Origin of the sequence: Streptomyces virginiae (genome assembly GCF_040638905.1) — a bacterium.
GTDB classification, from domain to species: domain Bacteria; phylum Actinomycetota; class Actinomycetes; order Streptomycetales; family Streptomycetaceae; genus Streptomyces; species Streptomyces virginiae_B.
Genome location: NZ_JBEZYV010000020.1, coordinates 38087 through 53569 on the forward strand (window position 1 = coordinate 38087; position 15483 = coordinate 53569).

Genomic DNA, 15483 nt, shown 5'->3' on the forward strand with positions numbered 1-15483 from the left:
GACGGGACTCCGGCAATCCCGCCGGAACGGATACCCGCCCCCTCAGTGGTGACGACGTGTCCTGCCCAGGCGTTCCCGCTCGCGCCCGGAATTACCTGGGGGCGACCGAAATTACTTCGGTCGCCCCAGGTCATGAGCGCTATTCGGCTGATGTCTCGTCAGGAAGGACTGATCAGAGCGCGGGGAAGAAGAGCTTCAGCTCGCGCTCGGCCGATTCCTCGGAGTCCGAGGCGTGGATCAGGTTCTCCCGGGTGACGGTGCCGAAGTCGCCCCGGATGGAGCCGGGCGCCGCGGCGATCGGGTCGGTAGGTCCGGCCAGCTGGCGGACGCCCTCGATGACGCGTTCCCCTTCGACGACCAGGGCCACGACCGGGCCGCTGGACATGAAGCCCATCAGCGGCTCGTAGAACGGCTTGCCCTTGTGCTCGCCGTAGTGCGCCTCCAGGGTCTCCTGGTCGAGCGTGCGCAGCTCCAGGGCGGGGATGGTCCAGCCGGCCTTCCGCTCGATGCGGCCGATGATCTCGCCGACCAGGCCACGACGGACGGCGTCGGGCTTGAGCAGGACGAGGGTGCGCTGGGTCATGTTGCGGCTCCTTGCGGCATACGGGTGCGGTGGGACGAATCTACAGGGCCGTCCGGGGAGGTCCGGCCGCCCGGGGGCCGGGGCCGGGCGGCCCGGAGCTCCGTCAGGCAGTGTCGGACGCCGCGGGCGCCGCCGGCGCCTCCTGCGCGGCCGCCCAGCGCTCCTTGATCGAGTCGATCCTCCGGCCGTAGTGCACGGAGCACCACCACAGGCCCGCGAAGACCGCGCCGAGGAAGAACATCGTCGGGACGACGAAACCGCTCGCGACGAGCCCGATCTGCAGGGCCCAGCCCAGCTGGACGGCCCCGGGCCGCGACAGCATCCCGCACAGCAGCACCGACAGCAGCATCGCGACCCCGCACACCGTCCAGACCGTGGCCTGGGTCAGGTCCGGGTCCTTCATGGCGACCAGTCCCGCGAAGCCGATCACGAAGAACTCGCCGATCAGCGTGCTCGCACACAGCGTGCGCATCCTCAGCCCCTCTTCAGCAGCAGGCGGGCCTCGCCCACCGTGATCACGGAACCGGTCACCAGGACCCCGGCCCCTCCGTACTCGGCCTCTTCCTCGGCCAGGGTGATCGCCGCCTCCAGGGCGTCGTCCAGCCGCGGCTCCACCTGCACCCGGTCCACGCCGAAGACCTCGACGGCGACGGCCGCCAGATCGTCCGCGCCCATCGACCGGTGGCTGGAGTTCTGCGTGACCACGACCTCCGCGAAGATCGGCTCGAAGGCCTCCAGCACCCCGCGCACGTCCTTGTCCTCGCTCGCGGCCACGACGCCGATGAGCCGGCTGAAGCCGAACGCCTCGGTCACCGCCTCCGCGGTGACCGCCGCGCCCGCCGGGTTGTGGGCCGCGTCCAGGATCACCGTCGGGCTGCGCCGCACGACCTCCATGCGGCCCGGCGAGGTCACCGACGCGAAGGCCTTGCGTACCGTGTCCACGTCCAGCACCCGGGCGTGCTGCCCGCCGACCCCGAAGAAGGCCTCGACCGCGGCGAGCGCCACCGCCGCGTTGTGCGCCATGTGGGCGCCGTACAGCGGCAGGAAGATGCCGTCGTACTCGCCGCCCACACCGCGCAGCGTCAGCTGCTGCCCGCCGACCGCGACCTCGCGCGAGACGACGCCGAACTCCATGCCCTCGCGGGCCACCGTCGCGTCCACCTCGACGGCCTTCTTCAGCAGCACCTGGGCCGCGTCCACCGGCTGCTGCGCCAGGATGACGGTCGCGTCCTGCTTGATGATGCCGCCCTTCTCCACCGCGATCTCACCGGGCGTGGAGCCGAGCCGGTCGGTGTGGTCCAGGCTGATCGGGGTGACCACGGCGACGGAGCCGTCGATCACGTTGGTCGCGTCCCAGCTGCCGCCCATGCCGACCTCGACCACGGCCACGTCCACCGGGGCGTCCGCGAAAGCCGCGTAGGCCATCCCGGTGAGCACCTCGAAGAAGGACAGCCGGAACTCCTCGGCGGCGTCGACCATCTCCACGTACGGCTTCACGTCGTGGTACGTCTCCACGAACCGCTCGGCCTCGATCGGCGCCCCGTCGAGGCTGATCCGCTCGGTGATCGACTGCACGTGCGGGCTCGTGTAGCGGCCGGTGCGCAGCTCGAAGGCGTTCAGCAGGGCCTCGATCATGCGGGCCGTGCTGGTCTTGCCGTTGGTCCCGGTGATGTGGATGGAGGGGTACGCGCGCTGCGGCTCGCCCAGTACGTCCATCAGCGCCGCGATCCGCGACACCGAGGGCTCCAGCTTGGTCTCGCCCCAGCGGGTGGAAAGCTCCTGCTCCACCTCCAGCAGCGCCTTGGCGACCTCCGGGTCGACGGGCCGGGCGGGCACCGGGTCCCCCTGGGGCGGGCCGGCCTGGGCGCGCAGGGTACGGCTGCCGGCCTCGATCACCGCCAGGTCGGGGTCGCGGTCGGACTCTTCCGCCACGATCTGGTCGAATTCGTCGAACGCACCGGCGAGGTCTTCGTCGTCGTGGCGGTCGTGGCTCTCGGGCTGCTGGTCACTCACAGGGCCAGTCTACGGACGGCCACCGGGAGGACTTCCGGCCCGGCCGTTTCGGGACCTTCGGCGCCGGAAGTGACCTGATCGTCATGCAAGCTGTGCGAGCAGCAGATAGCGGAACAAATGCCGCAGGCCAGCACCAACAAGACAGCTTCCGGCCGCGGCATAGGGACGACCTGCGGACAGCCGACACCCTCGTCCACGCGCGGGGGCACGGGATCGTCCTCAATGAGCCGTCCGTGGTCGCCGTCAAGGCGGGCACCACCACCGCCGTTCACCTGATCGAGGAGCCGATGGCCGCGGCGATCGGGGCCGGACTGCCCGTGGCGGAACCGCTCGGCTCCATGGTTGTGGACATCGGCGGCGCCACCTGCCAGGTCGCCATCAGACGGCGTACGGCGAAGGCCCCCGCACCGGTCCGGTGCGGGGGCCTTCGGCGTCGTACGAGGGACTACGCGGCGGGCAGCGTCTCCAGCTGGGCCTGGATCCGGGCGATGTCCGCCTCGGCCTTGGCCAGCCGGCCCTTGATCTTGTCCACGACGTTGTCGGGGGCCTTGGCCAGGAAGGCCTCGTTCCCCAGCTTCGCCTCGGCCTGCGCCTTCTCCTTCTCGGCCGCGCCGAGGTCCTTGGTCAGGCGCTTGCGCTCGGCCTCGACGTCGATCGTGCCGGACAGGTCCAGCGCGACCGTGGCGCCGGCGACCGGAAGGGTCGCGGTGGCGCTGAAGGAGTCGCCTTCGGGCTGGAGCCGCAGCACCTGGCGGATGGCGGCCTCGTGGGCGGCCAGCACGGTGCCGGTCAGGTCCAGGCGGGCCGGGACCTTCTGCTTGTCGTCGAGGCCCTGCTCCTTGCGGAAGCGGCGGACCTCCTTGGTCAGCGTCTGGACGCTGCCGATCTCGGCCTCGGCGGCGTCGTCGCGGAAGCCGCCCGGGGTGTCAGCCCCAGGAACCGCCACAGCCTTCGGCCAGTCGGCGATGACCAGCGACTCGCGCCCGGTGAGGGTGGTCCACAGGGTCTCGGTGACGAACGGGACCACCGGGTGCAGCAGGCGCAGCATGACGTCGAGGACCTCACCGAGGACCCGGGCGGAGACCTTGGCCTGCTCGCCGCCGGCGAAGAACGTCGTCTTCGACAGCTCGACGTACCAGTCGAAGACCTCGTCCCACGCGAAGTGGTAGAGCGCCTCGCTGAGCTTCGAGAACTGGAAGTCCTCGTAGTACGCGTCGACCTGCGCGATCGTCTTGTTCAGGCGGGAGAGGATCCAGCGGTCGGTGGCCGACAGCTGCTCGGCCGACGGCAGCTCGCCCTCGATCGTGGCGCCGTTCATCAGCGCGAAGCGCGTGGCGTTCCAGATCTTGTTGGCGAACTTGCTGGACGCCTGGACCCAGTCCTCGCCGATCGGGACGTCGGTGCCGGGGTTGGCGCCCTTGGCCAGGGTGAAGCGGACGGCGTCGGAGCCGTACTTGTCCATCCAGTGCAGCGGGTCGACGACGTTGCCGAAGGACTTCGACATCTTCTTGCCGCGCTCGTCGCGGACCAGGCCGGTGAGCGCGATCGTCTTGAACGGGACCTCGCCGTCCATGGCGTACAGGCCGAACATCATCATCCGGGCGACCCAGAAGAAGATGATGTCGTGGCCGGTGACCAGGACGTCGGTGGAGTAGAACTTCGCCAGGTCCGGGGTCTTCTCCGGCCAGCCGAGCGTGGAGAACGGCCACAGGCCGGAGGAGAACCAGGTGTCGAGGACGTCGGTGTCCTGCGTCCAGCCCTCGCCGGTCGGCGCCTCGTCGTCCGGGCCGAGGCAGACGACCTCGCCGTCCGGGCCGTACCAGACGGGGATGCGGTGGCCCCACCACAGCTGGCGCGAGATGCACCAGTCGTTGAGGTTGTCGACCCAGTCGAAGTAGCGCTTCTCCATCTCCACCGGGTGGATCGCGACGCGGCCGTCGCGGACCGCGTCACCGGCGGCCTTGGCGAGGGTCTCGACCTTGACCCACCACTGGAGGGACAGGCGCGGCTCGACGGTGGTGCTGCAGCGCGAGCAGTGCCCGACGGAGTGCAGGTACGGGCGCTTCTCCGCGACGATCCGGCCCTGCTGGCGCAGCGCGCCGACGACCGCGGAACGGGCCTCGTAGCGGTCCAGGCCGATGAAGGGGCCGTGGACGGTGATGACACCGTGCTCGTCCATGATCGTCATGTTGGGCAGGTTGTGGCGCTGCCCGATGGCGAAGTCGTTCGGGTCGTGCGCCGGGGTCACCTTGACGCAGCCCGTGCCGAACTCCGGGTCGACGTGGGTGTCCGCGACGACGGGGATCGAGCGGTCGGTCAGCGGGAGCTTGATGAGCTTGCCGACCAGGTGCTTGTAGCGCTCGTCGTCGGGGTGGACGGCGATGGCCGTGTCGCCGAGCATCGTCTCGGCGCGGGTGGTGGCGACGACGAGGGTGTCCTCGCCCTCCCCGTACTGGATGGAGACGAGCTCGCCCGCGTCCTCCTGGTACTCCACCTCGATGTCGGAGATGGCCGTCAGACAGCGGGGGCACCAGTTGATGATGCGCTCGGCGCGGTAGATGAGGCCGTCGTCGAAGAGCTTCTTGAAGATGGTCTGGACGGCCTTGGACAGGCCCTCGTCCATTGTGAAGCGCTCACGGGACCAGTCGACGCCGTCGCCGAGGCGGCGCATCTGGCCGAGGATCTTGCCGCCGTACTCTTCCTTCCACTGCCAGACGCGCTCGACGAACGCCTCGCGGCCCAGGTCGTGGCGGGACTTGCCCTCCTCGGCGAGCTGCTGCTCGACCTTGTTCTGGGTGGCGATGCCGGCGTGGTCCATGCCGGGCAGCCACAGCGACTCGTAGCCCTGCATGCGCTTACGCCGGGTCAGGGCGTCCATGAGCGTGTGCTGGAAGGCGTGGCCCAGGTGCAGGGAGCCGGTGACGTTCGGCGGCGGGATGACGATGGTGTATGGGGGCTTCTCACTCGCGGGATCTGCCGTGAAGTACCCACGCTCTACCCAGCGCTCGTAGAGCTTCCCCTCTACATCGGCCGGCGTGTAGGCGGTCGGCAGTTCGGAGTCGGGGCTGCTGGGTGTTTGCGTGTTCTCGGTCACGGGGCTCAGTTTAGGGCCGTAACAGTCCAGTCATGAAACCGGTTGGAGAGGGGCCCGGCGCCCTGGCGGGCTTCGGCTTCCGACAGGATGTGAGGAACGTATAAGCAACCTCAGAGGGGGACGCGGGATGAGCTACAACCAGCCGGGGCCTTACGGACAGCAGCCTCAGCAGCCCGGACCGTACGGACAACAGCCTCCGCCGCCCGGACCGTACGGCCAGCCCGCGCAACCGGGCCCGTACGGCCAGCCCGCGCCCCCGCAGCCGGGCTACGGCTACCCGCAGCAGCCGGGCGTCCCGCCGCAGGGCTACCCCCAGCAGCCGCCGACCCCGGCCTACGGCTACCCCCAGCAGGCCCCGTACGGCGGCCAGCCCCCGAAGAAGTCCAAGGCCGGGGTGATCATAGGCGTGGTCGTGGCGGTCGCGGTGATCGCGGGCGGCGGCTGGTACCTCCTGGGCGGCGGCGCGGGCGGCAACATCTCCGCGGACACCAAGGGCTACAAGCTGGTCGCCCCGGAGTCGGTGGACGACTTCAAGAAGGACCCGAAGTACAAGGAGAAGCCCTTCACCGACAAGGACAAGAAGGAAGCCGAGGCAGTGGGGGTCAAGAACCCTCAGCAGGTCGGCATGGAGTACAAGTCCGGCGACCCGAGTAACCCGCTGTCCATCAAGGCTCTCCAGTTCACCGGTGTCTACGGCGACATCGCCGACCCTGAGAAGGCTGTGGACGCGTACTTCGCCCAGGCCAAGGAGAGCACCGTCAAGGACGACAAGGAAGGCGTGGCCGAGCTCCTCGGTAGCCCCAAGTCCATGACTCCGGCCGGTTTCAAGGGCGCTGTGATGAAGTGCCAGGAGTTGAAGCTCACTCCGAAGAAGTCGAGCTCGACGACGGCTCCGCAGATCAAGGAGTTTGCCATGCCCCTCTGCATCTGGGGGGATTACAGCACCCTGACGGTGGTCACAGCCTCGGACGTGGCCTCAGTCCTCGGCGGCGGCAAGGGCTACACCATGGAGCAGACCTCGGAATTCGCCGCGAAGCTCTACAACACCAGCCGAACCAAGGCCTGAGCGCGGCAACGGCCGACGTGGCCAGGGACCTCCCTCCACGTCGGCCGCCACAAGCTCGTCCTTATGCCTTGAAGCAGGCGGCGGACGCGTCCCCCTCCCGCACGCCGATGTTGACCAGGGCCGAGTAGCACTGGATCCAGCCTGCCGGGTTCCACGGGTCGGCGCCGGAACGACAGGCGGACTCGATCTTGGGGCCGACATTGTAGCCAGCTTCGTGCAGGTAGTACTGGCAGTCCCCCTGATCGGCAGCCGCAGGCGAAGCCGCCAGAATCGGCAGCGAGGCAGCAGCGAACGCCACCGCCAACGCTCCGCCCATACGCTTCATGTTCATACTTCGCACCCCTCTGTGAAAGCGACGTCGAGACGAAGTCGATCAAGAAAGCAGCCACCACCCCAAGCCGAATAGAACATCCGTCTGATTATCGATCAGGATCGTCCGAACCGCGTAGAAGGGGCGCCCCCGGTGGGGACGCCCCTTCTACGTGCTGCTCGACTGCTCTGCGTCTAGGCCGACTTCTCGTGCGGGCCCTGGTCCTTCGGGACGATGCGGGGGACCAGCGTCGGGTTGACGTTGGAGCGGACGACGTCCGCCGTGATGACCACGCGGGCCACGTCCTTGCGGGACGGGACCTCGTACATCACCGACATCAGGACCTCTTCCATGATGGCGCGCAGGCCGCGCGCGCCCGTCTGGCGCAGGATCGCCTGGTCCGCGATGGCCTCCAGCGCCTCGCGCTCGAAGTCCAGCTCCACGCCGTCGAGCTCGAACAGGCGCTGGTACTGCTTCACCAGCGCGTTGCGCGGCTCGATCAGGATCTGGAGCAGGGCCTCGCGGTCCAGGTTGTGCACCGAGGTCAGGACGGGGAGGCGGCCGATGAACTCGGGGATCATCCCGAACTTCACCAGGTCCTCCGGCATGACCTCCTGGAACTGGTCGCTGGCCTCGATCTCGCGCTTCGAGCGGATCGTCGCCCCGAAGCCGATGCCCTTGGCGCCCGCGCGCGACTCGATGATCTTCTCCAGGCCGGCGAAGGCACCGCCCACGATGAAGAGCACGTTCGTCGTGTCGATCTGGATGAACTCCTGGTGCGGGTGCTTGCGGCCGCCCTGCGGGGGGACCGAAGCCGTCGTGCCTTCCAGGATCTTCAGGAGGGCCTGCTGCACGCCCTCGCCGCTCACGTCGCGCGTGATCGACGGGTTCTCGCTCTTGCGGGCGACCTTGTCGATCTCGTCGATGTAGATGATCCCGGTCTCGGCCTTCTTGACGTCGTAGTCGGCGGCCTGGATCAGCTTCAGCAGGATGTTCTCGACGTCCTCGCCGACGTACCCGGCCTCCGTCAGCGCCGTCGCGTCGGCGATGGCGAACGGGACGTTCAGCATGCGGGCCAGGGTCTGCGCCAGCAGCGTCTTGCCGGAGCCCGTGGGGCCCAGCAGCAGGATGTTGGACTTCGCGAGCTCGATCGCGTCGTCGCGGCCCTGCGCGCCGCCGTTCTCGCCGGCCTGGACCCGCTTGTAGTGGTTGTACACCGCTACCGAGAGCGCCTTCTTCGCCGGCTCCTGGCCGACGACGTAGCTCTCCAGGAACTCGTAGATCTCACGGGGCTTGGGGAGTTCCTCCCACCGGACCTCGGAGGTCTCCGCGAGCTCCTCCTCGATGATCTCGTTGCAGAGGTCGATGCACTCGTCGCAGATGTACACACCGGGTCCTGCGATGAGCTTCTTCACCTGCTTCTGGCTCTTTCCGCAGAACGAGCACTTGAGCAGGTCGCCGCCGTCACCGATGCGTGCCACGAGGTGCTTCCCCTTCGCCTGGGAGACGCCTGGTTCAGCGCTCCTGGTGCCTCATATCCGACGGTACCTTGCCGGGGGCCCCGTGCGGGGCCCCCTTGACGTGGTTCACATCCCGGAATCCGGTGGTGTGTCCCCGCCAACTGGCGGCAAGGATCAGAAATTGCTGCTCTTGCGGGTGGAGATGATCTGGTCGATCAGGCCGTACGCGAGGGCGTCCTCGGCCGTGAGGATCTTGTCGCGCTCGATGTCGTCGCGGATCTTCTCGATCGGCGTCGTCGAGTGCTTGGCCAGCATGGTCTCCAGCTGGTCGCGCATGCGCAGGATCTCGTTCGCGGCGATCTCCAGGTCGGAGAGCTGCTCACGGCCGGTGCCGCCGGAGGGCTGGTGGATCAGCACGCGGGCGTTCGGCAGGGCCATGCGCTTGCCGGGGGTGCCGGCGGCGAGCAGCACGGCGGCGGCGGAGGCCGCCTGGCCCATGCAGACCGTCTGGATGTCCGGCTTCACGAACTGCATCGTGTCGTAGATCGCCGTCAGCGCGGTGAACGAGCCGCCGGGGCTGTTGATGTAGATCGAGATGTCGCGGTCCGGGTCCATCGACTCCAGGCACAGCAGCTGCGCCATGACGTCGTTGGCCGAGGCGTCGTCGATCTGAACGCCGAGGAAGATCACGCGCTCTTCGAAGAGCTTCGCGTACGGGTCGTACTCGCGCACGCCCTGCGAGGTGCGCTCGACGAAGCGCGGGATGACGTAGCGGTTGTCCACCTGCGGGCCGGAGTAGAGGCCGCTCGCGGAGAAGTTGTTCTGCATCTGGGTGTTCACCATCCTGGTGGCGTTCTGCGGGCTGTCGACTGCTGGGTACTGGCGGTGGTTACCGGGATCAGGCCCCGGTGCCGCCGCCGCCCGGAACGTTGGACGCGGCCGAGATGATCTCGTCGATGAGGCCGTACTCCTTGGCCTCCTCGGAGGTGAACCAGCGGTCGCGGTCACCGTCGCGGATGATCGCCTCGACGGTCTGGCCCGAGTGGAACGCGGTGATCTCGGCCATCCGCTGCTTGGTGCGCAGCAGGTACTGGGCCTGGATCTTGATGTCCGACGCGGTGCCACCGATGCCGGCGGAGCCCTGGTGCATCAGGATGTCGGTGTTCGGCAGGGCGAAGCGCTTGCCCTTGGCGCCACCGGTGAGGAGGAACTGCCCCATCGAGGCCGCCATGCCCATGCCGATGGTCACGACGTCGTTGGGGATGTACTGCATGGTGTCGTAGACGGCCATGCCGGCCGTCACCGAGCCACCGGGGCTGTTGATGTAGAGGTAGATGTCCTTCTCCGGCTCGGCGGCCAGGAGCAGGAGCTGCGCGGTGATCTTGTTCGCGATGTCGTCGTCGACCTGCTGACCGAGGAAGATGATTCGCTCGCCGAGCAGCCGGTTGTAGACATGGTCGCCGAGGCCGCCACCGATGGACGGCTCACCCGCGGCGTAAGGCTTCAGATTCGTCACGTATCCACCTGCTCGTCTCCGACGGCCATGTGCCGTCTCAGCGTCTCGTTCTGGGGCGCGGTCCGGCCGGAGCGGACGGGTCCGCCGGCGCCCGGGTACTCACGTGCCCTCGTATTCATGGACCCTAACGCGCAGGTCGGACAACGCCATCCCGCTTCCCGAACTGTTCGCTCGGAGCGCAAGCTCCGGGGGCCGTGCGGGGGCCGTGCCGCGGCCATGCCGAAGGGCCCGGACGCGGCTGCGTCCGGGCCCTTCGGGGCACTGCTCGGCGGGCTCGGCCCGGGATGTCACCCGGCCTCGCCCGAGGTGTTACTTGGCCTCGTCGGCCTTGACCTCGTCGTCGCCGTCAACGGCGGCCTCGGCAGCCGTCTCGACCTCGTCCTCGTCGTCGGAGAGGTCGACGACCTCACCGTTGGTGTCGACGACCTTGGCGGCCTCGACGACGACCGCGAGGGCCTTGCCGCGCGCGACCTCGCCGACCAGCATCGGGACCTGGCCGCCCTCGACGACCGCCTGGGCGAACTGGTCGGGGGACATGCCGGAGGACTGGGCACGGCGCATGAGGTGCTCGGTGAGCTCCTCCTGGTTGACGCCCAGCTTCTCCTTGTTGACCAGGGCGTCCAGGACGAACTGGGTCTTGATGCCCTTGATCGCCTGCTCCTTGGTCTCGGCGTCGAACTCCTCGACCGTCTTGCCCTGGAACTCCAGGTACTTCGCCAGGTCCAGGCCCATCTGGCCGAGCTGGTGGTGCTCCAGGTTGTGCTTGCGGGTGTTGACCTCGTCCTCGAGGAGCTTCTCGGGGATCGGCACCTCGACGAGCTCCAGCAGCTTCTCCAGGACACGCTCCTGGGCCTGCGTGGCCTGGTCGTACTGCTTCATGTTCTCGAGGCGCTTGCGGCTGTCCGCCTTGAGGTCCTCGAGGGTGTCGAACTCGCTGGCCATCTGGGCGAACTCGTCGTCCAGCTCCGGGAGCTCCTTGGCGGAGACCTTGGTGACCTTGACGGAGACCTCGGCGTCCTTGCCCTCGGCGGAGCCGCCCTTCAGCTGCGAGGTGAAGGTGGCCTCGCCGCCGGCCTCGAGGCCCGTGACGGCCTCGTCGATGCCCTCGAGCAGCTCGCCCGAGCCGATGGTGTACGAGACGTCGGAGGCGACGCCGTCGGGCAGCACCTCGCCGTCGACCTTGGCCTCCAGGTCGATGGTGACGACGTCACCCTCGGCGGCGGCGCGCTCGACGTCCTTGGTGGACGCGAAGCGGTTGCGCAGCTGCTCGACCGACTTCTCGATGTCCTCGTCGGAGACCTCGATGGCGTCGACCTCGACCTCGATGCCGGAGTAGTCCGGGATCTCGATCTCGGGGCGCACGTCGACCTCGGCGGTGAAGGCCAGCAGCTCGCCGTCCTTCAGCTCGGTGATGTCGACCTCGGGCTGGCCCAGCGGGTTCAGGTCGGCCTCGTTGACGGCCTCGGTGTAGAACTTCGGGAGGGCGTCGTTGACGGCCTCCTCCAGCACCGCACCGCGGCCGAAGCGCTGGTCGATGACGCGGGCCGGGATCTTGCCCTTGCGGAAGCCCTTCACCGTGACCTGCTGGTTGATCTTCTTGTACGCCGCGTCGAGGCTGTCCTTGAGCTCCTCGAAGGGCACCTCAACAGTGAGCCGAACCCGCGTCGGGTTCAGGGTCTCAACGGCGCTCTTCACGGTTCGGTCTCCTTGTGGCTGACTGCTTGGGGATCTGCCGTCTCGCTGGAATCAGCGGCCCGGCGGACTTCGGCCCGGTACATCAGACACACGGGCACGCAGCTTGCATAGTAGCCGCAAGCGGCAATCAGCCCACAACGCGATCTTGCGGTGGGCCGCCAGTGGTCGGGGTGGCCGGATTCGAACCGACGACCTTCCGCTCCCAAAGCGGACGCGCTACCAAGCTGCGCCACACCCCGTCGGTGCGACACGTAGGGTACATGCCCGGAGACCCTCTGATGCGCGGTGTTTCCCGAGCCGTTTCGGACAGAGGGCGGCGCGGACACGGAATGTGGTGTGCGCACGGCCGGAACGACCCGCTAGGATGCTGTCCGTGCCACGGTCCCCGGACCTGCGGCGCACGCAATGCGGGCGTAGCTCAATGGTAGAGCCCTAGTCTTCCAAACTAGCTACGCGGGTTCGATTCCCGTCGCCCGCTCTGAGTACTTAAGGGCCAGGTCAGAGGACATCTCCTCCACCTGGCCCTTGGTCGTTCCCGGGGTGCGCGGGCGGGCGGTTGGCGTGGCGGCATGAACGAACCGCTGATCAAGGTGCAGAGCTCCGTCGGCGAGGCTCACGTGAAGGCCGACGCGGAAGGGCTTCGCGTCCTCGCGGAACGGTTGTCGGAGCTCGCCGGCTCCGGCGTACGGGACGGGCACCACCTGCACTGCGATGCGGGCGTTGACGAGGACGGTTCGTCCGGGCTCGTGCTGGACCAGCAGGCGGCGGGGCAGCCACTTTCCGCCACCCCTCCGTGCCCGGTGTGGTGGTCGAAGAGGAGGTCGGCGGCGGTGCCGAGGACGGCTCCGGCCACGGGCGAGCCGCCCGACGGCGTCCGCGGCGTCGGCGAGGTCGTCCGGCGCGTCGGTGAGCGCGTAGGCCGGTTTTCGACCATGAGGTGGGCGGCAATGCGCCGGGGCCCTCGCGGAGCGCGTCCTCGGCTCGTCGTCTGATGCTGCTGCCCGCACCGTCCCCCTCTTGGAGGATCAGGCCCTCGGTGGGAGGCGCGTCGGCGGCGAAGGTCTCGTCGAGGCCGGCGCGGGGTGTGGACGGACAGCCGACCAGTCGCCCCTCAAGCGGAGGGTCTCCCGGCGGGAACTGCCGCCGTCCTCCATCAGGACCGCCCGGCCGGAGGCGGCGGAACCGGCGAGGACGACGCTCAGGGCGTCGGGGAACCGCTCGGCAGCCAGGCGCCTCGCCTGGTCGGCGGGGCGGTTCGGGCCGTCGGAGTCACCGCTCGTGCCGCCAGGCCGGCACATGCGCCATCAGCCGCATCAACCGGGCCCGGACGGTGGGCGGACGGTGGGCGGACGGTCAGAGCTTGATGTTCGCGATCATCGTCGCAAGGGAGTTGAGGAAACGGTTCACGTCGTCCGCGATCGAGCTGGACGCCAGGAAGAAGCCGAAGAGGGCCGCGACGATGGCGGGGCCCGTCTTGATGTGGTTGCCGCGGATCAGCACCACCAGGATGACCGCCAACAGAACCACCACTGACAGCGAAATGGCCACTACTGATCACACCTTCGGTCGTCGTCCCCTGGTCGGCCGGGGGCGCACGGCCGAGAATGCCCCCACATGGACCATCCTCCCACCAACGGGCCACGGTCATACGCCCCGTGACGAAAGGCCATGGTTCCGTTTTCGCCAACCGTCGCGGGCGAGGGGGTTCAGGGGGCCGTAAGGCCCAAGAGGGAACGGACATACGCATACTTCGCGGACAGCCGGTCGCGGGTGGGAGTGTCCAGTACGGAGAGGCGTACGGGGTCGGCGTTGTGCGCGAGGTCGGCTTCCTTGACCAGCAGGGCGCCCGGCGTGGCCAGGATGCGGGCCGCGTACTGCTCGACCGGCTCGCCGGGGCGCTTGGTGACGGCGAGGACCATGTCCTTCACGGACTGCGGGAGAGCGGCGGAATCCAGCCACGTGAGGCTGAGCGCCTCGTCCTCGATCGCGTCGTGCAGCCAGGCCGCCGCCTGCTGTTCGGGGGTTCCGCCGCGTACGCGCACGCCCTCGGCGACGGCCGCGAGGTGCTCGGCATACGGCCTCCCGGCCTTGTCGGTCTGGCCCTCGTGCGCATCGCGCGCCAGGGCCTCGACCTCCAGGAGGGTCAGGGGACTGCTCGTCATGCGATCTCCCTCGCTGCCGTTCGCAGGGCCCGGGCGGCCCGCTGGACGTCCGCCTGCGTCGTACGCCAGTTGGAGAACGCTGCGCGCAGTCCGGCGGTTCCCTCGTGGACGGTGGGGGTGACGAACACCTCGGCGGCCACCGCCTCGCGCAGGGCGGTCAGACGGGCCGGATCGGGGTTGTCGGTGAGGGTGAAGCAGACGACGTTGAGGCGGACCGGGGCGAGGAGGGTGAAGGCGGGGTCCTCCGCCAGGGCCGCGCCGAGGGAGCGGGCGCCGGTGATGTTGCGCTCGACGATCTCCCGGTGGCCCTGGCGGCCGTAGGCGCGCAGCGTGAACCAGGCGGCGAGGGCGCGCAGCCGATGGGAGTTCTCCGGGGTGAGGTGGACGAGGTCGGGGTGCTCGCCGAGGGGGCCGAGGTAGGCGGCGGCGTTCTGGAACACGCGAGCCTGCAGGTCGCGTCGGCGGGTGAACTGGACGGCGCTGTCGTAGGGGACGTTGAGCCATTTGTGGAGGTCGACGCAGAGGGAATCGGAGGCGTCGAGCCCTTCGGCGAGGTGCGCGTGGTCCGGGGAGAGCGCGGCGAAGGCGCCGAAGGCGGCGTCGGTGTGCAGCCAGAAGTCGTGGCGGGCGCGAAGGGCGGCGATGGCGGGGACGTCGTCGAAGTCGACGGTGTTGACGGTGCCCGCGTTGGCGACGACGACCGCCGGTCCGGGGGTGTCGGCCAGTGCCCGGTCCAGGGCGGCGGGGTCCACGGCCTCGCGGCCGGGCAGGGTCGGGACGCGCACGAGGGAGTTGCGGCCGAGGCCGAGGACGGAGAGGGCCTTGGCGATGGAGGAGTGCGGGGCTCCGGAGAGGACGCGGACCGGGCCGAGGGCGCCGGCGCCGTCGTCGGCCGGGGACACGCCGAGGCGTTCGCCGAGCCACTCGCGGGCGATGGCGAGGCCGGTGGTGTTGGACATGGTGGCGCCGCTGACGAAGGTGCCGGTGTGGGCGTCGGAGAGGCCGAACAGCTCGCGCAGCCAGCCCACGGTCTCGCGTTCGAGGTCCTGGCCGGCGCGGTCCATGGAGGAGTTGGAGTTCTGGTCGTGGGCGGCGGTGAGCCAGTCCCCGGCGAGCGCCGCGGGGGTGGCGCCGCCGGTGACGAAGCCGAAGTAGCGGGGGCCGGCGGAGGCGGAGAGCCGCGGCTCCCAGCGGGCGCGGAACGCCGCGAGGGCGGCCTCCGCGCCGCGGCCCCGCTCCGGGAGGGGTTCGGGGTCGGTCGGCTTCGGCCTGTCCGGTACGACGGCGCGTTCGTCGAGGGTGGCGAGCGCTTCGGCGGCGGCGCGGCGGGTGGCGTCGAGCAGGTCGGGGAGCCGTGCGAGGTCGGCGGCGAGCGTGCGGTCCATGGGGGCACGGTAGGGCCCGCGCGGGCCCGCGCGGGCCAGCCAATCGGGGGCGAGTGGCCCGCCCGCGCCCCGTAGGGGACGTCGTAGGCTCGGCGGATGATCGCGGAGCGGGGGCTACGGCAGGTGCGGTGGATGCAGCGGGCGCGGCGGGTTCAGCGGGCGCGAGGGGTGCGGCAGGTGCACGGGGCGGCGCGGCAGG

Annotated in this window: 14 protein-coding genes, 2 tRNA genes and 1 pseudogene; 4 read left to right on the forward strand and 13 right to left on the reverse strand. The window is 69.4% G+C overall.

Annotated features, from left to right (window positions below):
• Window positions 1-172: 172 nt before the first annotated feature.
• The 3 genes from ndk to folC all read right to left on the reverse strand — a co-directional run bounded on the left by ndk (window position 173) and on the right by folC (window position 2596).
• A complete protein-coding gene (ndk, locus tag AB0F82_RS24775; protein ID WP_030027161.1) occupies window positions 173-583 on the reverse strand; it encodes a nucleoside-diphosphate kinase in 411 nt (136 codons plus the stop codon).
• Window positions 584-686: 103 nt separating this feature from the next.
• On the reverse strand, window positions 687-1055 hold the full coding sequence (locus tag AB0F82_RS24780) for a DUF4233 domain-containing protein (protein WP_356810037.1): 369 nt from the start codon (window positions 1053-1055) through the stop codon (window positions 687-689).
• A 2-nt stretch (window positions 1056-1057) separates the two neighbouring features.
• Window positions 1058-2596 carry a bifunctional tetrahydrofolate synthase/dihydrofolate synthase gene (gene folC, locus AB0F82_RS24785; RefSeq protein ID WP_390076904.1) on the reverse strand — a complete coding sequence of 513 codons (1539 nt, stop codon included), beginning with the start codon at window positions 2594-2596 and terminating at the stop codon, window positions 1058-1060.
• Window positions 2597-2766: 170 nt separating this feature from the next.
• On the opposite strand from folC, the pseudogene AB0F82_RS24790 reads away from it, so the two are divergent.
• Window positions 2767-2976: pseudogene (locus tag AB0F82_RS24790) on the forward strand (rod shape-determining protein); the annotation flags it as partial.
• Window positions 2977-3041: 65 nt separating this feature from the next.
• Here the strand turns inward: AB0F82_RS24790 and AB0F82_RS24795 are convergent.
• Entirely contained in the window at window positions 3042-5690 is a 2649-nt protein-coding gene (locus tag AB0F82_RS24795) for a valine--tRNA ligase (RefSeq protein WP_362631340.1), read from the reverse strand.
• Window positions 5691-5817: 127 nt separating this feature from the next.
• On the opposite strand from AB0F82_RS24795, the gene AB0F82_RS24800 reads away from it, so the two are divergent.
• On the forward strand, window positions 5818-6756 hold the full coding sequence (locus AB0F82_RS24800) for a hypothetical protein (RefSeq protein WP_356810041.1): 939 nt from the start codon (window positions 5818-5820) through the stop codon (window positions 6754-6756).
• 61 nt (window positions 6757-6817) lie between these two features.
• On the opposite strand, the gene AB0F82_RS24805 is transcribed toward AB0F82_RS24800, so the two are convergent.
• The 6 genes from AB0F82_RS24805 to AB0F82_RS24830 all read right to left on the reverse strand — a co-directional run bounded on the left by AB0F82_RS24805 (window position 6818) and on the right by AB0F82_RS24830 (window position 11976).
• On the reverse strand, window positions 6818-7087 hold the full coding sequence (locus AB0F82_RS24805) for a hypothetical protein (protein WP_362631341.1): 270 nt from the start codon (window positions 7085-7087) through the stop codon (window positions 6818-6820).
• 173 nt (window positions 7088-7260) lie between these two features.
• Window positions 7261-8547, reverse strand: coding sequence for an ATP-dependent Clp protease ATP-binding subunit ClpX (gene clpX / locus AB0F82_RS24810; RefSeq protein ID WP_030026955.1), 1287 nt, complete (start codon window positions 8545-8547; stop codon window positions 7261-7263).
• A 153-nt stretch (window positions 8548-8700) separates the two neighbouring features.
• Window positions 8701-9369, reverse strand: a complete 669-nt coding sequence (locus AB0F82_RS24815) for an ATP-dependent Clp protease proteolytic subunit (RefSeq protein WP_356810045.1) — start codon at window positions 9367-9369, stop codon at window positions 8701-8703.
• Window positions 9370-9424: 55 nt separating this feature from the next.
• On the reverse strand, window positions 9425-10042 hold the full coding sequence (locus AB0F82_RS24820; protein ID WP_030649990.1) for an ATP-dependent Clp protease proteolytic subunit: 618 nt from the start codon (window positions 10040-10042) through the stop codon (window positions 9425-9427).
• A gap of 309 nt (window positions 10043-10351) precedes the next feature.
• The gene (tig, locus tag AB0F82_RS24825) at window positions 10352-11737 is read right to left on the reverse strand and encodes a trigger factor (protein ID WP_362631343.1); all 1386 of its coding nucleotides are present in this window, start codon (window positions 11735-11737) and stop codon (window positions 10352-10354) included.
• Between the two features lie 162 nt (window positions 11738-11899).
• Window positions 11900-11976: transfer RNA gene (locus AB0F82_RS24830), tRNA-Pro, on the reverse strand.
• Between the two features lie 168 nt (window positions 11977-12144).
• Here AB0F82_RS24830 and AB0F82_RS24835 point away from each other — a divergent pair.
• A tRNA-Gly gene (locus AB0F82_RS24835) sits at window positions 12145-12215 on the forward strand.
• A gap of 91 nt (window positions 12216-12306) precedes the next feature.
• Window positions 12307-12729: an Imm32 family immunity protein gene (locus AB0F82_RS24840; RefSeq protein ID WP_362631345.1), complete on the forward strand. Its 423-nt coding sequence runs from the start codon at window positions 12307-12309 to the stop codon at window positions 12727-12729.
• A 361-nt stretch (window positions 12730-13090) separates the two neighbouring features.
• Here AB0F82_RS24840 and AB0F82_RS24845 read toward each other — a convergent pair whose 3' ends face one another.
• From AB0F82_RS24845 to AB0F82_RS24855, 3 genes are all read right to left on the reverse strand, one after another.
• Complete coding sequence (locus AB0F82_RS24845) at window positions 13091-13285, reverse strand: membrane protein (protein ID WP_030008564.1); 195 nt, start codon at window positions 13283-13285, stop codon at window positions 13091-13093.
• Window positions 13286-13443: 158 nt separating this feature from the next.
• Window positions 13444-13899 carry an HD domain-containing protein gene (locus AB0F82_RS24850; protein ID WP_362631347.1) on the reverse strand — a complete coding sequence of 152 codons (456 nt, stop codon included), beginning with the start codon at window positions 13897-13899 and terminating at the stop codon, window positions 13444-13446.
• Complete coding sequence (locus AB0F82_RS24855; RefSeq protein WP_362631349.1) at window positions 13896-15284, reverse strand: pyridoxal phosphate-dependent decarboxylase family protein; 1389 nt, start codon at window positions 15282-15284, stop codon at window positions 13896-13898. Before AB0F82_RS24855 ends, AB0F82_RS24850 begins: the two co-directional genes overlap by 4 nt.
• Between the last annotated feature and the right edge of the window lie 199 nt (window positions 15285-15483).

Bases quoted from the DNA above. Each gene is read 5' to 3' on its own strand.
- ndk (WP_030027161.1), bottom strand. From the start codon at position 583: ATGACCCAGCGCACCCTCGTCCTGCTCAAGCCCGACGCCGTCCGTCGT.
- AB0F82_RS24780 (WP_356810037.1), bottom strand. From the start codon at position 1,055: ATGCGCACGCTGTGTGCGAGCACGCTGATCGGCGAGTTCTTCGTGATC.
- AB0F82_RS24800 (WP_356810041.1), top strand. From the start codon at position 5,818: ATGAGCTACAACCAGCCGGGGCCTTACGGACAGCAGCCTCAGCAGCCC.
- AB0F82_RS24805 (WP_362631341.1), bottom strand. From the start codon at position 7,087: ATGAACATGAAGCGTATGGGCGGAGCGTTGGCGGTGGCGTTCGCTGCT.
- AB0F82_RS24815 (WP_356810045.1), bottom strand. From the start codon at position 9,369: ATGGTGAACACCCAGATGCAGAACAACTTCTCCGCGAGCGGCCTCTAC.
- AB0F82_RS24840 (WP_362631345.1), top strand. From the start codon at position 12,307: ATGAACGAACCGCTGATCAAGGTGCAGAGCTCCGTCGGCGAGGCTCAC.
- AB0F82_RS24850 (WP_362631347.1), bottom strand. From the start codon at position 13,899: ATGACGAGCAGTCCCCTGACCCTCCTGGAGGTCGAGGCCCTGGCGCGC.
- AB0F82_RS24855 (WP_362631349.1), bottom strand. From the start codon at position 15,284: ATGGACCGCACGCTCGCCGCCGACCTCGCACGGCTCCCCGACCTGCTC.